Consider the following 20,759-nt stretch of genomic DNA (forward strand, 5'->3'; position numbering starts at 1 on the left):
TGGCGTTTCAGTTTGATGCCTGCCCTAAAATAGCCGCCATGAACTCCCCCGACCACCCAGCCCCCTCCGCCGACCTGGACCGCCGTTTCGGCGGTCTGTCCCGTTTGTATGGCCCCCAGGCGCCCGCCCGGCTTCAACAGGCGCACGTTGCCGTCGCCGGACTGGGCGGCGTGGGTTCCTGGACGGTCGAGGCCTTGGTGCGTTGCGGCGTGGGCGCGTTGACGCTGATCGACCTGGACCACATTGCCGAATCCAACGTCAACCGTCAGATCCATGCGCTGACGTCCACGCTGGGGCAGTCCAAGGTCGACGCAATGGCCGAGCGGGTCTTGGAGATCAACCCCGAATGCCGGCTGACGCGCATTGACGACTTTGTGTCGCCCGAGAACGTAGCCGAGGTGCTGCCCGGCCCCTATACCGTCATCATCGATTGCACCGACCAGGCCGAGGCCAAGATCGCGATGATTCTGCATGCGCGCGCGCTGGGCGTGCCCATGCTGCTGTGCGGCGGCGCGGGCGGCAAGACCGACCCGCTGGCCTTGCGGGCGGGCGACCTGTCTGCGGCGGTGAACGACGCCCTGCTGGCCAAGCTGCGTAACAAGCTGCGCCGCGAGCACGGCTTTCCCCGCGCGTCCGACCAGAACGGCAAGGCGCTCAAGCGCGTGCCGAAGATGGGCGTGCATGCGCTGTGGTTCGACCAGCCGGCCATTCTGCCCGACGCCTGGACCCGCCCCACCGAGGGCGAAGACGATATGGGCGCGGCGGCGCAGAGCCCCGCGCCGCAGGGTTTGTCTTGCGCCGGCTACGGGTCGGTGGTGACGGTGACCGCAGCCATGGGCATGGCGGCGGCCAACGAAGCGTTGCGAATGGCAATCTGAACGCGGGCCGCGCGGCTTGCCACGCGGTGACCACTTTGGCTGCGGCATTGATGGTCACAGCGGCCGCTACATCCCCACGAACACCATCCCGTCCTCGATCCTGACCGGGTAGGTCGCCACATTCTCGCGCAAGGGCGAACACAGCGCCCGCCCGTCGCGCACGTCGAAGCGGCCCTGATGCAGCGGGCATTCGATTTCATGGCCGGTTAAAAAGCCGTCGCACAGGCGGGCGTTGCCGTGGGTACAGAGGTTGTCGGTGGCGTAGACCTGGCCTTCCACGCCGTATAGCGCGATTTCGTGGTCGCCCACCTGCACGGCGATCACGTCGTCTTCGGGCACATCGGCATGGGCGATGGCCTTGATCCAGTGGGTAGTCATAGTCATGGCGGTGATCCTGGCTAGGCTAGATGGGGTAGATAAGCGAATTGGGCACCAGCTCGCTGTCGAAGATGCACAGCCGCGATTCAAACTTCAGGCCGTCCGGCGTGCTGCGCACCACGTCCAGGTAGCGGCCCACGTTGAACACCGTGGTGAACTGGTTGGGCTTGGTGCGAAAGACGGCGTAGTTGGCTTCGGATTCGATGCGGTCGCCTTGCACCGACAACACGCGCGGTGCGCCCACCACATGGCGCTGGTAGTAGGGGTCGTGGAAGATGGTTTCCGTGGCGCCGTAGATGCGGTCTTTCAGCATGGCGCGGCTTTCGAATGCCATGGTGGCCAAGGGGTAGCCGCGTTCGTGGTTCTCGCGGGGCAGCACCTTGTAGGTGCAGTCTTCCAGGAAGAAGTCCGGCCATTTCTCCCATTGCTCGGCGTCCAGCGCGGCGGCGTAGTCGGTGTACAGGCAGGTCAGGCGGTAGTAGAGCGGAAAGTCCAGCATCGTCATGCCTCCATCACACGGCGCCAATACGCATACATGCCGCGTATCAGCGTTTCGGTCACCATGTGGTCGGTGTTCTCGGCGGTCTTGCCGCCCAGCTCCGCCACGCTGCGATGCCAGGGCTTCTGTTCAAAACCCGATTGCGAAAACTCGATCACTTCGCCATCGTCCGCCGATACGAAGCCGGCCGGGCCGAACAGATTGGCCTGGCGCAGCCGCCGGCGCGTCATCTCGGGCGTGTCCTCGGCAAAGCCGAAGTGCGTCCAGACAAAGTCGAAGGCGTCGTGGCCCACGGGCTGGATGTGGCGGGTGGACAGCGAATTGACCTGCTGCTGGATGATCACGCTGGGAAACAGCGTCATCAGCACGGCGGTGGGTCCGTTCCACCAGGGCTCCGGCACGATGTCCAGGAAACGGTCGTCGTTCAGCGACATCTGCTCCTTGAAGCTGGACACGCCGCTGGTGACGCTGCCCTTGCCGCCCTGGCCGCGCGTGGAAATCATGGCGGCGTGGCGGAAATGGCGGTCCATCTTCAGTTCCGACCGGTTGTCCGCGCGCCACAGGCCGAAGGTGACGAACCAGGTGTGCAGCAGGCCGGGGTGATAGGGGTCCTTGATGTTCTCCTGCATCAGCTTCCAGTTGCCCGGGATGCGCTGGCGGCTGTAGCCATGGATGACCAGTTCACGGCCATCGAAGACTCGGTCGAAATAGTGCAGGATGTCTGGTCCCAGATAGTCTTCCAGCGGCTCGGCGTCGTGGTCGAACGAGGCGAACACCACGCCGTTTCGACAGGCCACCGCCAGCTTGGTCAGACCGTGGTCTTCGGTCTTGAAATCGGGCGGCATGCCGCCGTTGACCTTGCCGTCTTGTTTGACGCCGCGCCGGAAGGGCACGCCGATCAGGTTGCCTTCCAGGTCGTAATTCCATTGGTGATAGGGGCAGACGAATTCGCTGCGGTTGCCGGCGCGTTCACGGCAGAACTGCACGCCGCGATGGGCGCACACGTTTTCCACCACGCGCACCTGGCCGGACTGGTCGCGCAGCAGAATCACCGAGCGTTCGCCGACGGCGGTGCGCTTGAAGTCGCCCGGGTTGGGAATTTCAGCTTCCAGGCCGACGTAACACCAGTGCGCCCGGTAGAAGAAGCGTTCCAGCTCGCGCTGGTGCAAGGCGGCGTCGGTGTAGACGCCGAAGGGAATACGGTGGGAACCGTCGCTCTGCCAGGGCGGGTCGATGTGCATGGTTTGTCTCCTATTTTTATCGCTCCATCATCGGGCAGGCGATGAAATAAATAAATAGAATCTGGTCAATAGAAGAAATCACCAACATCAATATTGGTGGAGACAAGCGCATGAACCTGAAAGATGTGGACCTGAACCTGCTGGTCGTCTTCAACGAACTGCACAAGCATGGCCGGGTGTCGGCCGCCGCGCACAGCCTGGGTATCTCGCAACCCGGCGTCAGCAATGCGCTGAGCCGCTTGCGCAAGCTGCTGGGCGATGAATTGTTCCTGCGTACCTCGCGCGGAATGGTGCCCACGCCTTATGCCGAAGCGCTGGCGCAACCCATTGCGGATGCCTTGGGGGCGTTGCATGGCACGCTGAACGCACACGCCGTGTTCGACCCGGCGCGCAGCGAACGGGCGTTTGTGATTGGCGTGAACGATGTGGGCGAAACCTATTTCCTGCCTCGCTTGATGCGGGCGCTGGACACCGCCGCGCCGGGGGTCACGATACGCACGGTGCGCACGACCTCGATCGACGTGCGTGACGAGATGGAACGCGGCCGTATCGATCTGGCCATGGGCTTTCTACCTGGCCTGCAAAGCGGATTTTTTCAGCGCAAGCTGTTCAGCCAGCCCTATGTGTGCATCTTTCGGCGAGACCATCCGCTGGCGCGCTCGGGGGTGACGGCCAGGCAGTTTCGCGCGGCCGAGCACGTGGCGATCGTGTCCGAAGGCACGGGGCATGGGGTGGTGGACGAGGTGATTGCCCGCGCCGGCATCCGCCGCCGCTTGCGGCTGACGGTGCCGCACTTCATGGCGGTGGGGCCGGTGCTGCAAGCCACCGACATGATCGCGGTGGTGCCGCGGCGCTTTGCCGACTGCGCCTGTACGCCCTTCGGGCTGGCCACGGCGCCCTGTCCGGTGAAGATTCCGGAGTCGGTCATCAATGTGTTCTGGCATGCGCGCAACCACCGCGAGCCCGCCAATCAATGGCTGCGTCAGGTGGTGGTGGAACAGTTCGCGGATCAGGACGGGGGAGTGAGGCCTCCCGCAGCGTAACGGTGAACGCCAGGACGGGGAGTCGGGTGTGGCGCAGCGTAACGGTGAATGTCAGGACGAGGGAGTCAGGACGAGGGAGTCAGGTTTCCCGCAGCGTGACGGTGAACCAGCCGCGCAGCGCGTTGGACAGGCGGATTTCCTTGGCCTCGTGCAGGTCGGCCAGCGTCAGCACGCGCTCGCTCGCGTTGGCGGTGTCCAGCAGTTCGCCGCGTTGCACGCCGGGCAGGCAGCCACTGGCCACGGGCGGCGTGTACCAGCGGCCGTCCAGCAGCAGATAGACGTTGCTGCGGCTGCCTTCACACAGCTCGCCGCGTTCGTTCAGGTAGAGCAGATCAAAAATGTTGGGATGCGCGGGCAGCCATTCGATGGTCTTGGTGTACCAGGGCCGGTGCGTGGTCTTGTAGCGCAGCAGCGGTTCGGACGACCGCAGCGTTTCAGGCGCCAGCATCACTTCCTGCACGGCGGGCAGCGGGGGCAGCGGGGCCGTCTGGATGTGGCGGCTGCCGTCGCGGGCCACCAGCAGGCGCAGCCGGTGCGGGCCCGGCGTGACCAGGCCCATGGCCGCGATCATGATGTCGCCTTCAATGGCGCGCCCGGCCCATGCGTAACCCAGATCCTTGCAAGCCGCCTCCAGCCGCTTCAGGTGACGCGCAAGCAGCGGCACACGCTGTTCGGCATCGACCAGGATGGTCTCGATCAATTCAGGTTGCATGGGACTCTCCTGGAAAATCGCGGTTGTGGACCGCGCTCTATGCTACTACCGAGTGGTGGATCGCGGGGGCGTGGGCGTGGCGGGTCGCGGGACATGGTCGTAGGATGGGTGAAGCGCGGCACGCCCGCCCCAAGAACGCCATCGCCGATCGCGCGCAACCCATCAAGCAGCGCCGGATACATCACAGACGTTGCATGATGGGTTACGCGCGGCAGATGTTCGCGTTCTTGCGCACACCATCGCGCGCTTCACCCATCCTACGATTGCGGATCGCGGATTGCGGATTGCGGATTGCGGATTGCCGGCATGCGTCGCCCCCCCCATTCACCCCCGCAAAATCCGCGCTTTCCAATGGCATTCCTGCCATTCCTCCGCGGGGTCGGAATCATGCACGATCCCGCCGCCTACGCTATACACACCGTGGCCGTGGTCATCCAGCACCAGCGTGCGGATCGCGACGTTCAGTGAAAAATCGCCATTGGGCGCGAGCCAGCCCACGCTGCCGCAATACAGACCACGCGGGGCGGTTTCCATTTGGCGGATTCTCCGCATCGCGGCGACCTTCGGGGCGCCGGTAATCGACCCGCACGGAAACAGCGCATGCACCACCGCTTGCAACCCGGCCCCCGGCGCCTCGGCGGAGACCGTGGACGTCATGGTCCACACGGTGGGGTAGCGTTCCAATGAAAACAACGCATCCACCCTGACCGAACCCGGCTGTGCCAGGCGACCCAGGTCATTACGCAGCAAATCCACGATCATCAGGTTTTCGGCGCGGTTCTTCTCGCTGGCCAGCAAGCCCTGGCCCAGGCGCGCGTCTTCGATGGGGTCGGCATGGCGCGGCGCGGTGCCCTTCATCGGGCGGGTCGTCAGCCGCGAACCCTCACGTCGCACGAATAGTTCAGGCGAAAACGACAGCACCGTGCGCGCCCCGTCTTGAATGAACGCGCCATGCGCCACCGGATTGCGCGCGGCAATGCGTCGGTACAAGGTTGCCGGGTCGCCCTGGTATTGCAGGTCCAGCGGCTGGGTGTAGTTGACTTGATACAGTTCGCCCTCTTCGATCAGTCCGCGTATGGCGTCGATCTGGCGCACGTAGTCGGCCTCGGTCATGCGCGGCGTGGGCAGGCTGATGGCGGCGGGGGGGCTGGCCGCATCGGGCGCGTCCCAGGGCGCTTCGTCCACCTTGCGTTCGAACACCAGCGCCGTCAGCCGGGGGCGGCCGTCGTCTTGCGGGGGAGTCCAGGGGCCGGCCGGCGCGGGCAGCGTGGCTTCGGGCAGCAGCCATTCACCCAGTTCATAGTTCAGCAACAGGGCCACCCAGCGCCCCTGTTGCCGCGCGGCCTCGATGGCCGCCAGCGCGGGGGCGACGTCGGCGGCGGTGCGCGCTTCGATCCGGGAGCAAAAGCCCTCGAACCGAAACGCGCGGCCGGCCAGCCGGTCTTCAAAACGACAATCCATGCTTGCTACCGCGCTTGATGTGCCAGGAATTCCGTCAGGACGCGCCCGGTGTGGGAATGGTCGGCCAGGCTCATCACATGTTCCGGCGCGCCTTCGGCCACCAGTTGGCCGCCGCCCGTGCCGCCTTCGGGGCCCAGGTCCAGCAGCCAGTCGGCTTCGGCGATGACGTCCAGATTATGCTCGATCACCACCACTGTATTGCCGGCTTCCACCAGGCGATGCAGCACGTGGATCAGCTTTTCAACGTCGGCCATCGACAAGCCCACCGTCGGTTCGTCCAGCACGTAGAGCGTGTGCGGAATGCGCGAGGCGCGGCCGGTCTTGATCAGCCCGTCGGTCAGACGCGCCTTGGACAGTTCGGTCACCAGCTTGATGCGCTGCGCCTCGCCGCCGGACAGCGTGGGCGACGGCTGGCCCAGCGTCAGGTAACCCAGGCCCACGTCTTGCATCAATTGCAGCGGGCGATGGATTTTCGGATGCGCCGCGAAGTAGCCGATAGCGTCGTCCACTTCCATGGACAGCAGCTCGCCGGCGTTCTTGCCACGCATCTGCACGCTAAGGGTGTCGCTGTTGAAGCGCGCGCCGTTGCAGGCATCGCACGGCACTTTGACGTCGGGCAGGAAGTTCATTTCGATGGTGCGCATGCCCTGGCCTTCGCAGATGGGGCAGCGGCCGTCGCCGGTGTTGAACGAGAAGCGCGCCGCCGTCCAGCCGCGCATGCGGGCTTCGCGGGTGTCAGCGAACTGCTTGCGCACGTCGTCCCAGAAGCCCACATAGGTGGCCGGGCACGAGCGCGGCGTCTTGCCGATGGGGGTCTGGTCCACTTCCAGCACGCGGTCGATGGCTTCCCAACCCTTGATGCTTTCGCAGCCGGCCCAACCCGGCGCCTTGCCTTGGGACACAGCTTGCATCAGGTTGTCCAGCAGCACTTCGCGCGCCAGCGTGGACTTGCCGGAACCGGACACGCCGGTCACGACGCTCAAGCGGCCCACCGGAATCTTGGCGTCCACGCTGCGCAGGTTGTGCAGGCGCGCGCCACGGATCTCGATCATGGGCGTGTCGGCCTCGACCGGGCGGCGGCCTTGCAGCGGATGCGCAAGCGGCGTCTTCAGATAGCGGCCGGTGATGGATTCCGGCGCGTTCATCACGTCTTCCACCGTGCCTTGCGCCACGACCCGGCCGCCACGGATGCCCGCGCCCGGTCCGATGTCGATCACGTGCGAGGCGCGGCGGATGGTGTCGTCGTCATGTTCCACCACCACCAGCGTGTTGCCGTTGCCTTCCAGGCGCGCCAGCGCGTCCAGCAGGATGCGGTTGTCGCGCGGGTGCAGGCCGATGGTGGGCTCGTCCAGCACGTAGCACACGCCTTGCAGGTTGGAACCCAGTTGCGCGGCCAGGCGGATGCGCTGCGCTTCGCCACCGGACAGCGTGGGCGCGGCGCGGTCCAGCGCCAGGTAGTTCAGGCCCACTTCCTGCATGAAGTTCAGGCGGCCGCGGATTTCGGTGAGGATGTCGCGGGCGATCTCGCCTTCGCGGCCGCGCGCCACCAGTCCGGTGAAAAAGGTGTGCGCGTCCGACACCGGCAGCGACGCCAGTTCGGCGATGGATTTATCGCGCCAGCGCACGGCGCGCGCCACACGGTTCAGCCGCTGCCCGTCGCATTGCGTGCAGGCCTTGGCTTCGCCTTCATACCAGGCGTTCCAGGCGGTTTCCTCGCCGGTCTGTTCTTCGTCAAAGCCTTGCAATTGCAGGCCCGTGCCAAAGCAGCCCGTGCACCAACCGTGCTTGGAGTTGTACGAGAACAGGCGCGGATCGGGTTCGGGGAAGCTGGTACCGCAAGACGGGCACGCGCGCTTGACCGAAAAATGCTGCTGCTGCAAATCGCTGTTCAGCGCTTCGTGCAGCTTGTTCACCGGCCACACCACCGACATCACGCCCTGGCCGTTTTCCAGCGCGCTCTTGACGGCGGCGCGCAGGTCGGCTTCGTTGGCCGGGTCCACCACCACGTCCGCCACGGGCAGTTCAATGGTGTGTTCCTTGTAGCGGTCCAGGCGCGGCCACGGGGCCACGGGAATGAACTCGCCGTCCACGCGCAAGTGCGTATGGCCCTTGGAACCCGCCCACTTGGCCAGGTCCGTGTAATAGCCCTTGCGCGCGGTCACCAAGGGCGACAGCAGCCCGATGTGCACGCCCTTGTGGTCGCGCAGCAGGCGGGCCACGATCTGGTCCGTGTTCTGCGGCTCAACGGCCACGTTGCAATCCGGGCAGTACTGCGTGCCCAGCTTCACATAGAGCAGGCGCAGGAAATGGTGGATTTCCGTCATCGTGGCCACGGTGGACTTGCGGCCCCCACGGCTGGTGCGCTGTTCGATGGCCACGGTGGGCGGAATGCCGAAGATGGCGTCCACGTCGGGCTTGCCGGCCGGCTGCACGATGGCGCGCGCGTAGGCGTTCAGCGATTCCAGATAGCGGCGCTGGCCTTCGTTGAACAGAATGTCGAACGCCAGCGTCGACTTGCCCGAGCCGGACACGCCGGTGATCACGGTGAACTTGTCGTGCGGGATTTCAACGCTGATGTTCTTCAGGTTGTGCTCGCGCGCGTTGCGGATTTCGATCGCCATATTGCCTTGGCGACGCGCGCGCATCACGGATTGCAGCGGTGTGCCGTCGCCCGCGCCGGAGGCCTCGGTGTCGTTGTACACGGCGGAGGGTTCGGCGATGCGGGCGGTCAGGCCGGCTTGCTCGACTTCTTGCGCGTCGATGTCGCTGGTGACCACCACGTCAGCCGGCAGGATGCTGACTTCGTAGTCGCGCAACGCCGCGCCGGTGTGCGACTTGGGGTTGTCCATCAAGTCCTGCGGCGTGCCCACGCCGATCAGCAGGCCGCCGGCGTCGCCGCCTTCGGGGCCCAGGTCGATCAGCCAGTCGGCCGCGCGGATCACGTCCAGGTTGTGTTCGATGACCAGCAGCGTGTGGCCGGCGGCTAGCAGCTTGCGGAAGGCGCGCATCAGGCGAGCCACGTCGTCAAAGTGCAGGCCGGTGGTGGGTTCGTCGAACAGGAACAGGCTGCCCTTCTTGGCGACCTTGGCCGTGGAAATACCGCTGCGGGCCGCTTCGGCCAGGTGGCCGGCCAGCTTCAGGCGTTGGGCCTCGCCACCGGACAGCGTGGGCACGGGTTGCCCCAGCCGCACGTATTCCAGGCCCACGTCGGCCAGCGGCGCCAGGCCGGTCTGCACGTCGCGCAGGCCCTTGAAGAAGTCCAGCGCCTCGCTGACCGTCATGGCCAGCACTTCGTCGATGGATGCGCTCTTGCCCAGGTGTTCAACACGCACTTCCAGCACTTCGGGGCGGAAGCGCTTGCCGTCGCAATCCGGGCAACGCAGGTAGACGTCGGACAGGAACTGCATTTCGACGTGTTCGAAGCCGGTGCCGCCGCACGTGGGGCAGCGGCCGTCGCCGCCGTTGAAGCTGAATGTGCCGGCCGTGTAGGCGCGTTCGCGCGCCAGTGGGGCCTGGGCGAACAGCTTGCGGATGGCGTCAAAGGCGCCCACGTAGCTGGCGGGGTTCGAGCGCGCGGTCTTGCCAATAGGGGTCTGGTCCACCATGACCACGTCGGCAATCTGTTCGGCGCCCAAGAGGCGGTCGAACGCGCCGGGCGATTCCGACGGTTTGCCCTTTTGCTTCAACAGCGCCGGGTACAGCACGTCTTGCACCAGGGTGGACTTGCCCGAACCGGACACGCCGGTCACGCAGACCAGCCGGCCCAGCGGCAGCTCCACCGACACGTTCTTCAGGTTGTGCGCGTTGACGCCTTCCAGCAGCAGGCGCGGCGTGTTTGCCGCCACCGGCATGGGGCGCGGCGCTTCCACACGCTGGCGCCCGCCCAGGTAGTTGCCCGTTAGCGTGTCAGCCGCGCGCAGTTGCTTGGGCGTGCCGTCAAACACGATGTAGCCGCCGCGTTCGCCGGGGCCGGGGCCGATGTCGATGATGCGATCGGCCGCCACCATGACCTGCGGGTCGTGCTCGACCACCACGAGCGTGTTGCCGGCGTTGCGCAAGCGGTGCATGACTTCGACCACGCGGTGCATGTCGCGCGGGTGCAGGCCGATGGACGGCTCGTCCAGCACGAACAGCGTGTTCACCAGCGAAGTGCCCAGCGCGGTGGTCAGGTTGATGCGCTGCACTTCGCCGCCCGACAGCGTGCGGCTCTGGCGGTCCAGCGTCAAATAACCCAGGCCCACGTCGCACAGGAACTTCAGGCGCGCGCGCACCTCGGTCATGAGCAGGTCGGTGGCCGCGTCCAGCGCGCCCGAGAACGACAATTCGTCAAAGAAACGCCGCACCCGTTCAATGGGCAGCAGCATCACGTCATGGATAGACAGGCCGCCGATGTTGTTGAGTTGGTCGCGCGACCAGTTGGCGCCGACGGGCATGAAGCGCTGATAGCGACCGTCTTCGGGCGGCAGCACGGTGTCGGCTTCTTCTTTCGTGCCCAGGCGCCACAGCAGCGCGTCAGGTTTCAGGCGCGCGCCGTTGCAGGTGGGGCAGGGCGTGTAGCTGCGGTACTTGGACAGCAGCACGCGCACGTGCATCTTGTAGGCCTTGGTTTCCAGCCAGTCAAAGAAGCGCTGCACGCCGTACCACTGGTGCTTCCAGGCGTCGTTGCCTCCCTTCCAGTCGGGCGTGCCGTACAGCACCCAGCGCTTGTGTTCTTCGCTCAGGCTTTTCCAGGGCACGCCCAGCGGCACGCCCGCGCGCGGCGCGTACTTTTGCAGTTCGTCCTGGCATTCCTTGTAGGACGGCGTGGTCCACGGCTTGATGGCGCCTTCCATCAAGGTCTTGTTTTCGTCGGGGATGACCAGGCCGAAGTCGATGCCGATCACGCGGCCAAAACCCCGGCACGCTTCGCAGGCGCCCAGCGGGGAATTGAACGAGAAGCTGCTGGGCAGCGGGTCGGTGTATTCGATGTTGCAGTCGGCGCAGTGCAGGCGGTCGCTGTATTTCCAGATGTGCGCGTTGTCGCCGTCGGCGTTCACGACGTAGACGGCCAGGTGCCCGGCGCCCATGCGCAGCGCGGTGTCCAGCGCTTCCATGACGCGCTCGCGTTCCGTGCCGGCAAAGCGGAAGCGGTCCTGGATGACGTGCAGGATGCGGCGTTCTTCGCCGGCGTCCTTGGCGGCCTTGGCCTTCTTGGCGCCTTTCGCCGGCTTGGCGACGGTGGCGCGGGGCACGGCGGTTTCCTCGGCGTGCACGCGGGTATAGCCCTGCTGCTCAAGAAAGCCGCGCACTTCGTCTTCGGTGAAGTTGGCGGGCACGGCAATGGGAAAGGTCACCACCAGACGCGGGTCGCCGGCTACGGCGGCGCGTTCGGCCAGCGAGTGGTAGATGGAGTCGGGCGTATCGCGCCTGACCACCTTGCCGCAACCCCGGCAATACAGGCGGGCACCGCGCGCGAACAGCAATTTCAGGTGGTCGTTCAGCTCGGTCATTGTGCCGACTGTGCTGCGCGAGCTGCGCACCGGGTTGGTCTGGTCAATGGCGATGGCGGGCAGGATGCCTTCGATGCGGTCGACCTGCGGCTTGTCCATGCGGTCCAGGAACTGGCGCGCATAGGGCGAGAAGGTTTCCACGTAGCGCCGCTGCCCCTCGGCGTACAGCGTGTCGAACGCCAGCGAGCTTTTGCCGGATCCCGACACGCCGGTCACAACGACCAGTTCGCCGGTGGCAAGGGTAAGGTCCAGGTTCTTGAGGTTGTTCTGGCGTGCGCCAACAATGCGGATTTGGGAGCTCATGGACGGTATCGTAGCCTGAGGTAGGCGCCTGCCCGAGCGATAACCCTTCGCTGGTTCCAAGCGCGGCGATATGGAATAATTGCCTATATTGTGAGGCGTTTGTCCATAATATGGACAAGTTTAGGCAGTGTAGCTGTACAAATAAACAGTATCGCAGATTCGTCTGATATTCGTGCTGTCAGCCTTGCAAATTCTGCGGATTCTGTGGATGGCGCTTTGTCATCACGCATGGGTCTTGTTTTGGGGACGAACTTGTTGGAAACCAAGGTCGCGGGTGCCGCGGCGTTTGCGAAATTCATGGCGGTGCTGCAAGCCGTGGCCGATGCGCCCGAGCCGCCCACGGCCGCGCTGCTCGCGCGCACTTGCGGCTATCCGCGTCCCACCGTCTACCGCATCGTGGCCGCGCTTGCCGAGCAGGGCATGCTTACCGAGTCGGGCGGCGTCTATCGCCTGGGCACGCGCCTGATGTCTCTGGCCAGCCGCGCATGGTCGCAATTCGACCTGCGCGCCGCCTTGGCGCCCGACCTGCAGGCGCTGCGCGACGCCACCGGCGAAACCGTGCATCTGGCCGTGCCGGCCGGCCACGAAATGATCTATATCGACAAGCTTGAAAGCCCCGGTCCGGTGCGCATGGTGTCGCGCGTGGGCTCGTCGGTGGCCTTGCATTCCAGTGCGGTTGGCAAGGCGTATCTGGCCGCGCTGGATGAGGCCACCCGAGAACGCCTGCTGCGCGGCCTGCCGCTGCCGGCGCGCATGCCTGGCACCGTTACCAGCCTGCCTGCCTTGCGCGCCGTGCTGGACGAAGCGCGCGGCCGTGGCTACGCCATGGATGACCAGGAAAATGAACCCGGTATCGTCTGCTATGGCGTGGCGCTGTGTGACGCGGCCGGCCGGCCGGTGGCGGGCGTCAGCGTCAGCACGCTGCTGTTCCGGCGGCAGCCCGAGCCGCAATCCGCCTATATCGATCCCTTGCTGCGGCTGCGCGATGCCGCCGTGGCCAAACTTGCCGTCTTGCCGGTGTCAGCCGGCGGCGCCTGACCGTCAGCCCCAGAGGAATTCCATGACTGCATCCGCTCCCCTCGCATCCAAGCTTTCCGCCCTGCTGGCAGCCCGGGTCGTGCCCGTGCTGCGCTATACCGACGCCGCCACCGCCGCCTATGCCGCCGAAGTGGCCGTGGCGGCGGGGTGCACCACCTTGGAACTGACCTGGACGATTCCCGGGGTGACCGACCTGGTGCGCGCGCTGCGCGACAAGCACGGCCCCAACCTGTTGCTGGGCGTGGGCACGGTATTGGACGAAAACCAGGCGCGCGACGCGCTGGTGGCCGGCGCCGACTTCCTGGTGTCTCCCGCCCTGGCCACCGACATCGTCGACCTGGCCCATGCCGCCGATGCCCTGTGCCTGCTGGGCGCCTTCACGCCCACCGAAGTGCTGGCGGCTCGCCGCGCGGGCGTGGACGTGGTGAAGGTGTTTCCGGCCGACACCGGCGGCCCCAAGCATCTGGCCGCGCTCAAGTCGGTTTACCCCGACACCATCTTCTGCCCCACGGGCGGCATCACGCAGGACAACATGGGCACGTATTTCGCGGCCGGCGCCGGGCTGGTGGGCATCGGCAGCAATCTGTATGACAAGGCCGCGTTCGCCGCGCGCGACACCGCCGCCCTGGTGGCGCAAATCACCCGCACCCGCGAGGCCGCCCATGGCTGACTTCGACATCGTCGCGCTGGGCGAGCCGCTGGTTGAACTGAACCAGACTCACAAGGGCCAGCAACAGTACCTGCAAGGCTTTGGCGGCGATACGTCCAACGCCGTCATCGCGGCGGCCCGCCAGGGCGCGCGCTGCGCCTATCTGACGCGAGTCGGCAACGACGCCTTCGGCGCGCAATTCCTGGATCTGTGGAAAACCGAAGGGGTGGATACCTCGGGCGTGCAAAGCGATGACGACGCCCACACCGGCCTGTATTTCGTGCAGCACGGACCAGACGGCCACGCCTTCAGCTACCTGCGCCGGGGCTCGGCCGCCAGCCTGATGACGCCGGCGCTGCTGCAAAGCGGGCTGATCGAGCGCAGCCACTTCCTGCACGTGTCCGGCATCAGCCTGGCGATCAGCACCAATGCCTGCGACACGGTATTCGCCGCCATTGAACGGGCCCACGCCGCGCAAACGCAGGTCAGCCTGGATTCCAATCTGCGACTGCGCTTGTGGCCGGTTGATCGCGCCCGCGCCATTCTGCGCGAAACCATGCGCCAGGCCGACCTGTTCCTGCCCAGCATGGACGACATGCAGCACCTGACCGGCAACAACGACCCCGAACGCACGCTGGACTGGATCCGCGACGGCGGTGCAACCGGTGTGGTCGTGCTGAAACTGGGCAAGGACGGTTCCATCATCGACGACGGCAAGACCCGCACTCCGGTGGCGGCCCTGCGCGTGGACGCGGTGGATGCCACCGGGGCGGGCGACTGCTTCGCGGGCAGCCTGCTGGCTCGGCGCTGCCAGGGCGACAACTGGGAAGACGCGGTGCGTTACGCGAACGCCGCGGCGGCGCTGTCCACGCTGGGCTATGGCGCGGTCGACCCGCTGCCGCGTGCGGAGCAGGTTTGGGAACGGCTGAAATCCCTGGGCGGCTGAACGACGTTCAGCGGGGGAGGGGCATAGCGGGGACAGATTAAGTTCCGCCGCTGATGGTCCTTTTCCCCTGCCATTGGCGCAGCCTTTGAATTTCAGGCTAAAATGCCAAGTTATCCGAATTTTTCCGCCAGCCAGGTTTTCAGGTTGTGCGGTGACTTTACTTCCGCAAAATCAACAGGAGAATCAACATGGCTGAACGCAAACGCGTGCGTCGTAACACCCTGGAACGCCGTTGCCTGGGCAAGGCCTTCAAGCGCTTGTTCGTCAAGTCGCCCAAGGGTGTTTTCAAGATGCTGGAAAAGATCAAGCGCGTCTAATCAACGCTCCTGGTTTTGAAAAATCCCCGCAGGGCTCGCGCCTTGCGGGGATTTTTCTTTGTGGAAACGCTGGGGCGTTTCGCGTCAACCGCCCGCCGGCCCCAGCTTCGGGGTGATGAAGTCCATGAACGCGCGCGTCTTCGCGGGTTGGATGCTGGACGGGAACACCACGTAAATCGAGATCGGGTCCACGGACCAGCCCGGCAGCACCCGCTTGAGCGAGTTGCGCTTGATGATAGGGTCCAGCGCCTGGCAGTGCGGCATGCGCGTAATGGCCAGGTCCAGCCCGGCAAGCATGCCGGCGATGCTCATGTTGTTGGCCGCCAGATGGCCGTTGACCGCCACCACTTCGCTGACGGTGCCGTTGTGCAGCGTCCAGTGCGAATGGGCGTCGTCGATGGTGGTGCGCAGGCACTGGTGCTGCGTCAGTTCGCCCGGGGTCTTGGGTTCGCCGTGGCGTTCCAGGTAGCGGTCGGACGCATACAGGTAGTTGTCCAGCGACACCAGTTCCTGCACCACGGCGCCCGCCGGACGCCCGGCGCCGCCGCCATTGCCCGTGTCCATCGCGGCGCTGGAAAAGTCCGAGTCGCGGCCAAAGCGCAGCACTACGTCAAACGGCGTGCCTTGCGCGTCGGACGCGGTCATCATGCTCAGATCAAATTCACATTCCACGTCCGGGTAGCGGTCAGTGAAGTCCTTGATGGTTTCGGGCAGCAGCCAGATGGCCAGGCTGAAAGGCATGGACACGCGCAGGTTGCCCGACGGGCCGCCCGACAGCGACAGCAGTTGTTCATGCGCCAGCCGTGCTTCGTCGATCAGCCCCTGGCAGCGCTGCATATAGGCCGCGCCAGCTTCAGTCAGGTCCAGCCGGCGCGTGTTGCGGTTGATCAGCCGCAGCCCGATGGCGCGTTCCAGTTCGCTGATGCGCCGCGATAGCGTGGACGTGGGCATATCCAGCGCGCGCGCCGCCAGGCTGAAGCTCTTGCGCTTGGCAACCTCTACGAACAAGGCGATGTCATTGAGCTGGACGGTCGAAGCTTCCATAGGCATTCCGGTTTTTGGCCGCACGAGTTTACGCCACTCCCGCCCGCCTCCCCATGCAAAAAAAGCGCGAATAGCGCCCAAAAAATCCACGGGTTGACAGATTTGATTGCAAATTTGCATGCGATGGCATCGGTTCGGGTGGGCATATCCCCTACACTTCAGGCGAAAAGAAGCAGACCAAGACCGCAGCGGTGGCACGTCGATCGCAAAGGGGCATAGCAGGCATGACCGATACACCAACGTTTTTCACCGTTCTTACGCCCACCTACAACCGGGCGGGCACGCTGCACCGGGTGTATGAATCGCTTTCCCGGCAGACTTTCAGGGACTTCGAATGGGTGGTGGTGGACGACGGTTCCACCGACAACACGCACGAGTCGATTCTGGCCTGGCAGGCGCGCGCGGATTTCCCCATCCGCTATATCTGGCAGAACAACCAGCACAAGAAAACCGCCTTCAACCGGGGCGTGCGCGAAGCGCAAGGCCAGATGATCGTGGCCCTGGACAGCGATGACGAAATGCCGCCCGACGCGCTGGCCATTTTCAAACAAGCGTGGGACGCCATCCCGCCCGCGCGCCGCGAGTCCTACGTGGCCATCACGGGCCTGTGCGCGCGGCCCGATGGCAGCATCGTGGGCGACCGTTATCCGCAGGACGTGTTCGACAGCACGGCGGTGGACGTGTATTTCCGCTATCGCATCAAGGGCGAGAAATTCGGCTGTATGCGTACCGACATCCTCAGGAAGTTTCCGTTTCCCGAAGACGTCGCCGGTTTCGTGCCGGAAAGCCTGGTGTGGTGGGCGGTGGCGCGCGCGGGCTATCTCAGCCGTTTCATCAATCGCGTGGTGCGCACGTATCACGATACGCCGGGCGGCCTGTCCCAAGGCGCCGTGTCCGTGGGCAGCAACGCGCAGGGCCTGTATCTGCTGGCCTGGGACATGCTGCAGCACCACCTGGAATTCTTCCGCTACCGGCCGCGCGAATTCATCATGGCGGCCGCGCGGTACACGCGCTTTCGCCTGCACCTGAAGCACTCCGGCGTGCCCACCGCGGTGGGCGCGTACCGGCTGACCAACCCCATGGCGACCTTCATGGTGGCGGCGATGTGGCCCCTGGGCTATGCGCTGTACCGCCGCGACCGGCGCCGCGGCGTGGCTTAGGGCGCGGTGGGCGCGGCGGCAGCAGGCGCAGGCGCGGACGCGCCATGCCCCAGGCCCAGATACACCTCGACCACGCGCGGGTCCACCGCCACCTCGGCGGCGGGGCCTTCCAGCGTGACGGCGCCCGTTTCCAGCACATAGGCGTAGTCGGCCACTTGCAGCGCCGCGCGCGCGTTCTGCTCGATCAGCAATATCGACACACCCATCTCGCGCAGCCGTGCAACGATGCGGAACACTTCGCGCACAATGCGCGGCGCCAGCCCCAAGCTGGGTTCATCCAGCATCAGCAGGCGCGGCTTGGCCATCAGCGCGCGGCCCACCGCCAGCATCTGGCGTTCGCCGCCCGACAAGGTGCCAGCCAGTTGGGCATGGCGCTCTTGCAGGCGCGGAAACAGCTCATAGACTTCCGCCAGCGTTTTGTCCTGGTCACGCACTCCGCTGCGAAAGCGGTGAAAGCCGCCCAGCATCAGGTTGTCTTCCACTGTCATTTCGGCGAACAGCTCGCGCTTTTCGGGCACCAGGTTCATGCCGGCCGCCACCATTTCCTCGATCTCGGCATGTTCTTGCGGCTTGCCGCCGAAGACGATGCGGCCGGTGGACGGCAGCACGCCCATGATGGCGGACAGCAAGGTGGTCTTGCCCGCGCCATTTGGGCCGATCACGGTCACGATCTGGCCTTCGCCCACCGTCAGGCTGACGCCCGATATTGCTTCCACCTTGTCGTAGGCCACGCGCAGGTCGCGCACTTCCAGCAGATTCGCGCTCATCATTCCACTCCGCCCAGATAGGCCTCAAGTACCGCGGGGTTGTTCTGAATCTCGGCGGGCAGGCCCTCGGCGATCTTCTCGCCAAAGTCCATGACCACCACGCGGTCCACCAGGCCCATCACGAAGTCCATGTCGTGTTCAACCAGCAAGATGGCCATGCCTTCCGCGCGCAGCTTCTTCAGCAGTTCGGCCAGTTCGCATTTTTCTTGATAGCGCAGTCCGGCCGCGGGTTCGTCCAGCAGCAGGATGCAGGGGTCGGACGCCAGCGCGCGCGCAATTTCCAGGATGCGCTGTTGTCCCAGCGCCAGCGAGCCCGCCTCGTCGTGCAGGTGCTTGCCCAGCCCCACCCGTTCGACCTGGCGCGCGGCTTCGGCCAACAGGCGTGCCTCTTCGGCCCGGTCCAGGCGCCAGGCGGCCGGCAGCACGCCGCGATGGCCGCGCAGGTGCGCGCCGATGGCCACGTTTTCCAGCACGCTCATGCGGCCCAGCAAGCGCACGTGCTGGAAGGTGCGGGACAGGCCCAGCCGCGCAATCTTGCGCGCACCCGCGCCAGCCACGGACTGGCCCAGCAGCGTCACTTGCCCCGACGTGGGCGTGTCCACCCCCGAGATCTGGTTGAACATGGTGCTCTTGCCCGCGCCATTGGGGCCGATCAGCGCCAGGATTTCGCCCGCGCGTATCTCCAGGTTCATGGCGTTGTTGGCAACCAGGCCGCCGAACTTGCGCGTCACGTCCACCGCCTTCAACACCACCTCGCCCCGCGCCGGCATGGGTTTGCGCGGCAGCGGTTCGGCATTCATGTCCAGGCGGCGCACGGGTTTCTTCACGCGGATCCAGCGCGTCAACAGCGGCCACAAACCGGTACGGGCGCGGTGCAGCAGCAACACCATGCCGAAGCCGAAGACGATGACTTCAAAGTTGCCCGTCTGGCCCAGCAGTTTGGGCAGCCAGTCTTGCAGCCATTGCTTGGCCACCGTGAACACGCCCGCGCCGACCAGCGCGCCCCAGACCTGGCCCGCGCCGCCGATGACGGTCATGAACAGGTATTCGATACCCATCTGCAAGCCGAAAGGGTTGGGGTTCACGAAACGCTGCATGTGGGCGTACAGCCAGCCCGATGCGCAGGCCTGCAAGGCCGCGATGATGAAGATCACCATGCGCGAACGCGCCGTGTCCACGCCCATGGATTCCGCCATCACGCGCCCACCCTTGAGCGCGCGGATGGCGCGGCCTTCGCGCGAATCCAGCAGGTTCTGCGTGGACCAGACCGCCATCAGCAGAAAGGCCCATATCAGGTAATAGATGCTGCCGCCTTCATGCAGCGTCCAGCCGAACAGGCTGATGGCGGGAATGTCGGGAATGCCGGTGTGGCCGCCCAGCCCTTCGACGGAGCCGAAAGCAAAGTACAGCGACAAGCCCCAGGCAATGGTGCCCAGCGGCAGGAAGTGGCCGGACAGCTTGAGCGTGATGGCGCCCAGCAGATAGGCGATGACCAGCGTCAGCACCAGCCCCGCCAGCAGCGTCAGCCAGGGCGAGGCGCCCAGCCACGCCAGCCACGACGGCAGGGAGTCGGCGCGCGTGGTCAACAGCGCCGTGGTGTAGGCGCCCACGCCCACGAAGGCGGCCTGGCCGAAGCTGGTCAAGCCGCCCACGCCGGTCAGCAGCACCAGGCCCAGCGCCACCAGCGCGTACAGCCCGATGTAGTTCAGCAAAGTCACATAGAACGGCGGCAGGGCCAGCGGCCCCAGCGCCAAAAGCGCCAGGAACACGAAGAGGATGATGCGGGGATTCATTCGTCTTCTTCCTCGACGTGGTGGCTTTTTAACGAGCGCCAGAGCAGCACGGGGATGATCAGCGTGAAGACGATGATTTCCTTGTAGGCGCTGGCCCAGAACGACGAGAACGCTTCAATCAGGCCGACCAGCACCGCGCCGGCCGCGGCCAGCGGGTAGCTGACCAGGCCGCCGATGATGGCGCCCACAAAGCCCTTCAGGCTGACCATGAAGCCGGAATCGAAATACATGGTGGTGATGGGGGCGATCAGGATGCCCGACACCGTGCCGATCAGCGCAGCCAGAAAGAACGTGGCGCGGCCCGCGAAGATGGGCGAAATGCCCATCAGCCGCGCGCCCAGCCGGTTGAATGCCGCCGCCCGCAACGCCTTGCCGTACATCGATCGTTCAAAGAACTGATACAGCACGATGATCAGCAAGGCCGACACCGCCACCACCCACAGCGCCTGGCTGTTGACGTTGATGGGGCCCAGCGCCAGGCTGGCGTCGGAAAACGGCGCGGTGCGCGCGCCCTCGGCGCCGAAGGCCAAGAGCCCCAGGCCCACCAGCGCCAGGTGCACGGCAATGGACACGATCAGCAGCACCAGCGTCGAAGCCGACGCAATCGGCTGGTAGAACAGCCGGTACAACTGCGGCCCCATCGGCACCACCAGCAACAGTGTCAGCAAGGCCTGCACGGCCATTGGCAGTTGCGCCAGCGGCAGCCGGTACAGCAAGGCCGCCAGGATCAGCGGGTAGATCGCCTTGGCCGCGATGCGCCAAAGCCCACGGGACCGGCCCGGGCGCTTGGCCCGGGCCATGAGGTCGGCCACGGCTTCGGCCAGCGCGAACGCCAGCAGCAACCAGACCAGCAGCACGGGCTTGCCGGCCTGGATGGCCGCCATGGTCAGCGCGCCGAAGGCGACGAACTCGCCCTGGGGGATAAACAGCACGCGGGTAACGGTGAAGACCAGCAGGATCGACAACGCCAACAACGCATAGATCGCGCCGTTGGTGATGCCGTCCTGCCCGAGTATCAAGGCGATCTGAGCATTCATGCGA

Annotated in this window: 17 protein-coding genes; 7 read left to right on the forward strand and 10 right to left on the reverse strand. The window is 65.5% G+C overall.

What is annotated here, in order from left to right; all coding sequences use genetic code 11:
• Window positions 1-38: 38 nt before the first annotated feature.
• Window positions 39-878: a tRNA threonylcarbamoyladenosine dehydratase gene (locus tag P8T11_RS24430; protein ID WP_268079630.1), complete on the forward strand. Its 840-nt coding sequence runs from the start codon at window positions 39-41 to the stop codon at window positions 876-878.
• A 66-nt stretch (window positions 879-944) separates the two neighbouring features.
• Here P8T11_RS24430 and P8T11_RS24435 read toward each other — a convergent pair whose 3' ends face one another.
• Genes P8T11_RS24435 through P8T11_RS24445 form a run of 3 tightly spaced genes read right to left on the reverse strand, consistent with a single transcriptional unit; the run spans window position 945 to window position 2,996 of the window.
• Window positions 945-1,256 carry a non-heme iron oxygenase ferredoxin subunit gene (locus P8T11_RS24435; RefSeq protein WP_268082509.1) on the reverse strand — a complete coding sequence of 104 codons (312 nt, stop codon included), beginning with the start codon at window positions 1,254-1,256 and terminating at the stop codon, window positions 945-947.
• Between the two features lie 25 nt (window positions 1,257-1,281).
• On the reverse strand, window positions 1,282-1,755 hold the full coding sequence (locus P8T11_RS24440) for an aromatic-ring-hydroxylating dioxygenase subunit beta (RefSeq protein WP_268082508.1): 474 nt from the start codon (window positions 1,753-1,755) through the stop codon (window positions 1,282-1,284).
• 2 nt (window positions 1,756-1,757) lie between these two features.
• Window positions 1,758-2,996 carry an aromatic ring-hydroxylating dioxygenase subunit alpha gene (locus P8T11_RS24445; protein WP_268079629.1) on the reverse strand — a complete coding sequence of 413 codons (1,239 nt, stop codon included), beginning with the start codon at window positions 2,994-2,996 and terminating at the stop codon, window positions 1,758-1,760.
• 110 nt (window positions 2,997-3,106) lie between these two features.
• Between P8T11_RS24445 and P8T11_RS24450 the strand changes: the two genes are divergently transcribed.
• On the forward strand, window positions 3,107-4,039 hold the full coding sequence (locus P8T11_RS24450) for a LysR family transcriptional regulator (protein WP_268079628.1): 933 nt from the start codon (window positions 3,107-3,109) through the stop codon (window positions 4,037-4,039).
• Window positions 4,040-4,118: 79 nt separating this feature from the next.
• Here the strand turns inward: P8T11_RS24450 and P8T11_RS24455 are convergent, their stop codons facing one another.
• The 3 genes from P8T11_RS24455 to uvrA form a co-directional block, all read right to left on the reverse strand.
• A complete protein-coding gene (locus P8T11_RS24455) occupies window positions 4,119-4,751 on the reverse strand; it encodes an aminotransferase class IV family protein (protein ID WP_268079627.1) in 633 nt (210 codons plus the stop codon).
• Between the two features lie 324 nt (window positions 4,752-5,075).
• Complete coding sequence (locus tag P8T11_RS24460; protein WP_268079626.1) at window positions 5,076-6,212, reverse strand: aminodeoxychorismate synthase component I; 1,137 nt, start codon at window positions 6,210-6,212, stop codon at window positions 5,076-5,078.
• A 5-nt stretch (window positions 6,213-6,217) separates the two neighbouring features.
• On the reverse strand, window positions 6,218-12,004 hold the full coding sequence (gene uvrA / locus P8T11_RS24465; protein ID WP_268079625.1) for an excinuclease ABC subunit UvrA: 5,787 nt from the start codon (window positions 12,002-12,004) through the stop codon (window positions 6,218-6,220).
• A gap of 252 nt (window positions 12,005-12,256) precedes the next feature.
• On the opposite strand from uvrA, the gene P8T11_RS24470 reads away from it, so the two are divergent.
• The 4 genes from P8T11_RS24470 (at window position 12,257) to P8T11_RS24485 (ending at window position 14,954) form a co-directional block, all read left to right on the forward strand.
• On the forward strand, window positions 12,257-13,042 hold the full coding sequence (locus P8T11_RS24470) for an IclR family transcriptional regulator (RefSeq protein WP_268079624.1): 786 nt from the start codon (window positions 12,257-12,259) through the stop codon (window positions 13,040-13,042).
• 22 nt (window positions 13,043-13,064) lie between these two features.
• Complete coding sequence (locus tag P8T11_RS24475) at window positions 13,065-13,712, forward strand: bifunctional 4-hydroxy-2-oxoglutarate aldolase/2-dehydro-3-deoxy-phosphogluconate aldolase (RefSeq protein WP_268079623.1); 648 nt, start codon at window positions 13,065-13,067, stop codon at window positions 13,710-13,712.
• The gene (locus P8T11_RS24480) at window positions 13,705-14,637 is read left to right on the forward strand and encodes a sugar kinase (protein WP_268079622.1); all 933 of its coding nucleotides are present in this window, start codon (window positions 13,705-13,707) and stop codon (window positions 14,635-14,637) included. Before P8T11_RS24475 ends, P8T11_RS24480 begins: the two co-directional genes overlap by 8 nt.
• A gap of 188 nt (window positions 14,638-14,825) precedes the next feature.
• Entirely contained in the window at window positions 14,826-14,954 is a 129-nt protein-coding gene (locus P8T11_RS24485) for a hypothetical protein (RefSeq protein ID WP_006226408.1), read from the forward strand.
• A gap of 84 nt (window positions 14,955-15,038) precedes the next feature.
• On the opposite strand, the gene P8T11_RS24490 is transcribed toward P8T11_RS24485, so the two are convergent.
• Window positions 15,039-15,998: a LysR family transcriptional regulator gene (locus P8T11_RS24490; protein ID WP_268079621.1), complete on the reverse strand. Its 960-nt coding sequence runs from the start codon at window positions 15,996-15,998 to the stop codon at window positions 15,039-15,041.
• Window positions 15,999-16,222: 224 nt separating this feature from the next.
• Here P8T11_RS24490 and P8T11_RS24495 point away from each other — a divergent pair, with 224 nt between their 5' ends.
• Window positions 16,223-17,158, forward strand: a complete 936-nt coding sequence (locus tag P8T11_RS24495; RefSeq protein ID WP_268079620.1) for a glycosyltransferase family 2 protein — start codon at window positions 16,223-16,225, stop codon at window positions 17,156-17,158.
• Here P8T11_RS24495 and P8T11_RS24500 read toward each other — a convergent pair.
• The 3 genes from P8T11_RS24500 to P8T11_RS24510 are packed head-to-tail and all read right to left on the reverse strand — an operon-like array spanning window position 17,155 to window position 20,755.
• The gene (locus tag P8T11_RS24500; RefSeq protein ID WP_268079619.1) at window positions 17,155-17,925 is read right to left on the reverse strand and encodes an ABC transporter ATP-binding protein; all 771 of its coding nucleotides are present in this window, start codon (window positions 17,923-17,925) and stop codon (window positions 17,155-17,157) included. The two genes, P8T11_RS24495 and P8T11_RS24500, sit on opposite strands and share 4 nt — an antisense overlap.
• Complete coding sequence (locus P8T11_RS24505) at window positions 17,925-19,718, reverse strand: branched-chain amino acid ABC transporter ATP-binding protein/permease (RefSeq protein ID WP_264615434.1); 1,794 nt, start codon at window positions 19,716-19,718, stop codon at window positions 17,925-17,927. Before P8T11_RS24505 ends, P8T11_RS24500 begins: the two co-directional genes overlap by 1 nt.
• Entirely contained in the window at window positions 19,715-20,755 is a 1,041-nt protein-coding gene (locus tag P8T11_RS24510) for a branched-chain amino acid ABC transporter permease (RefSeq protein ID WP_100852972.1), read from the reverse strand. The genes P8T11_RS24505 and P8T11_RS24510 overlap by 4 nt, the downstream gene beginning before the upstream one ends.
• Between the last annotated feature and the right edge of the window lie 4 nt (window positions 20,756-20,759).

The organism is Achromobacter spanius (genome assembly GCF_029637605.1).
GTDB lineage: Bacteria > Pseudomonadota > Gammaproteobacteria > Burkholderiales > Burkholderiaceae_B > Achromobacter > Achromobacter spanius_E.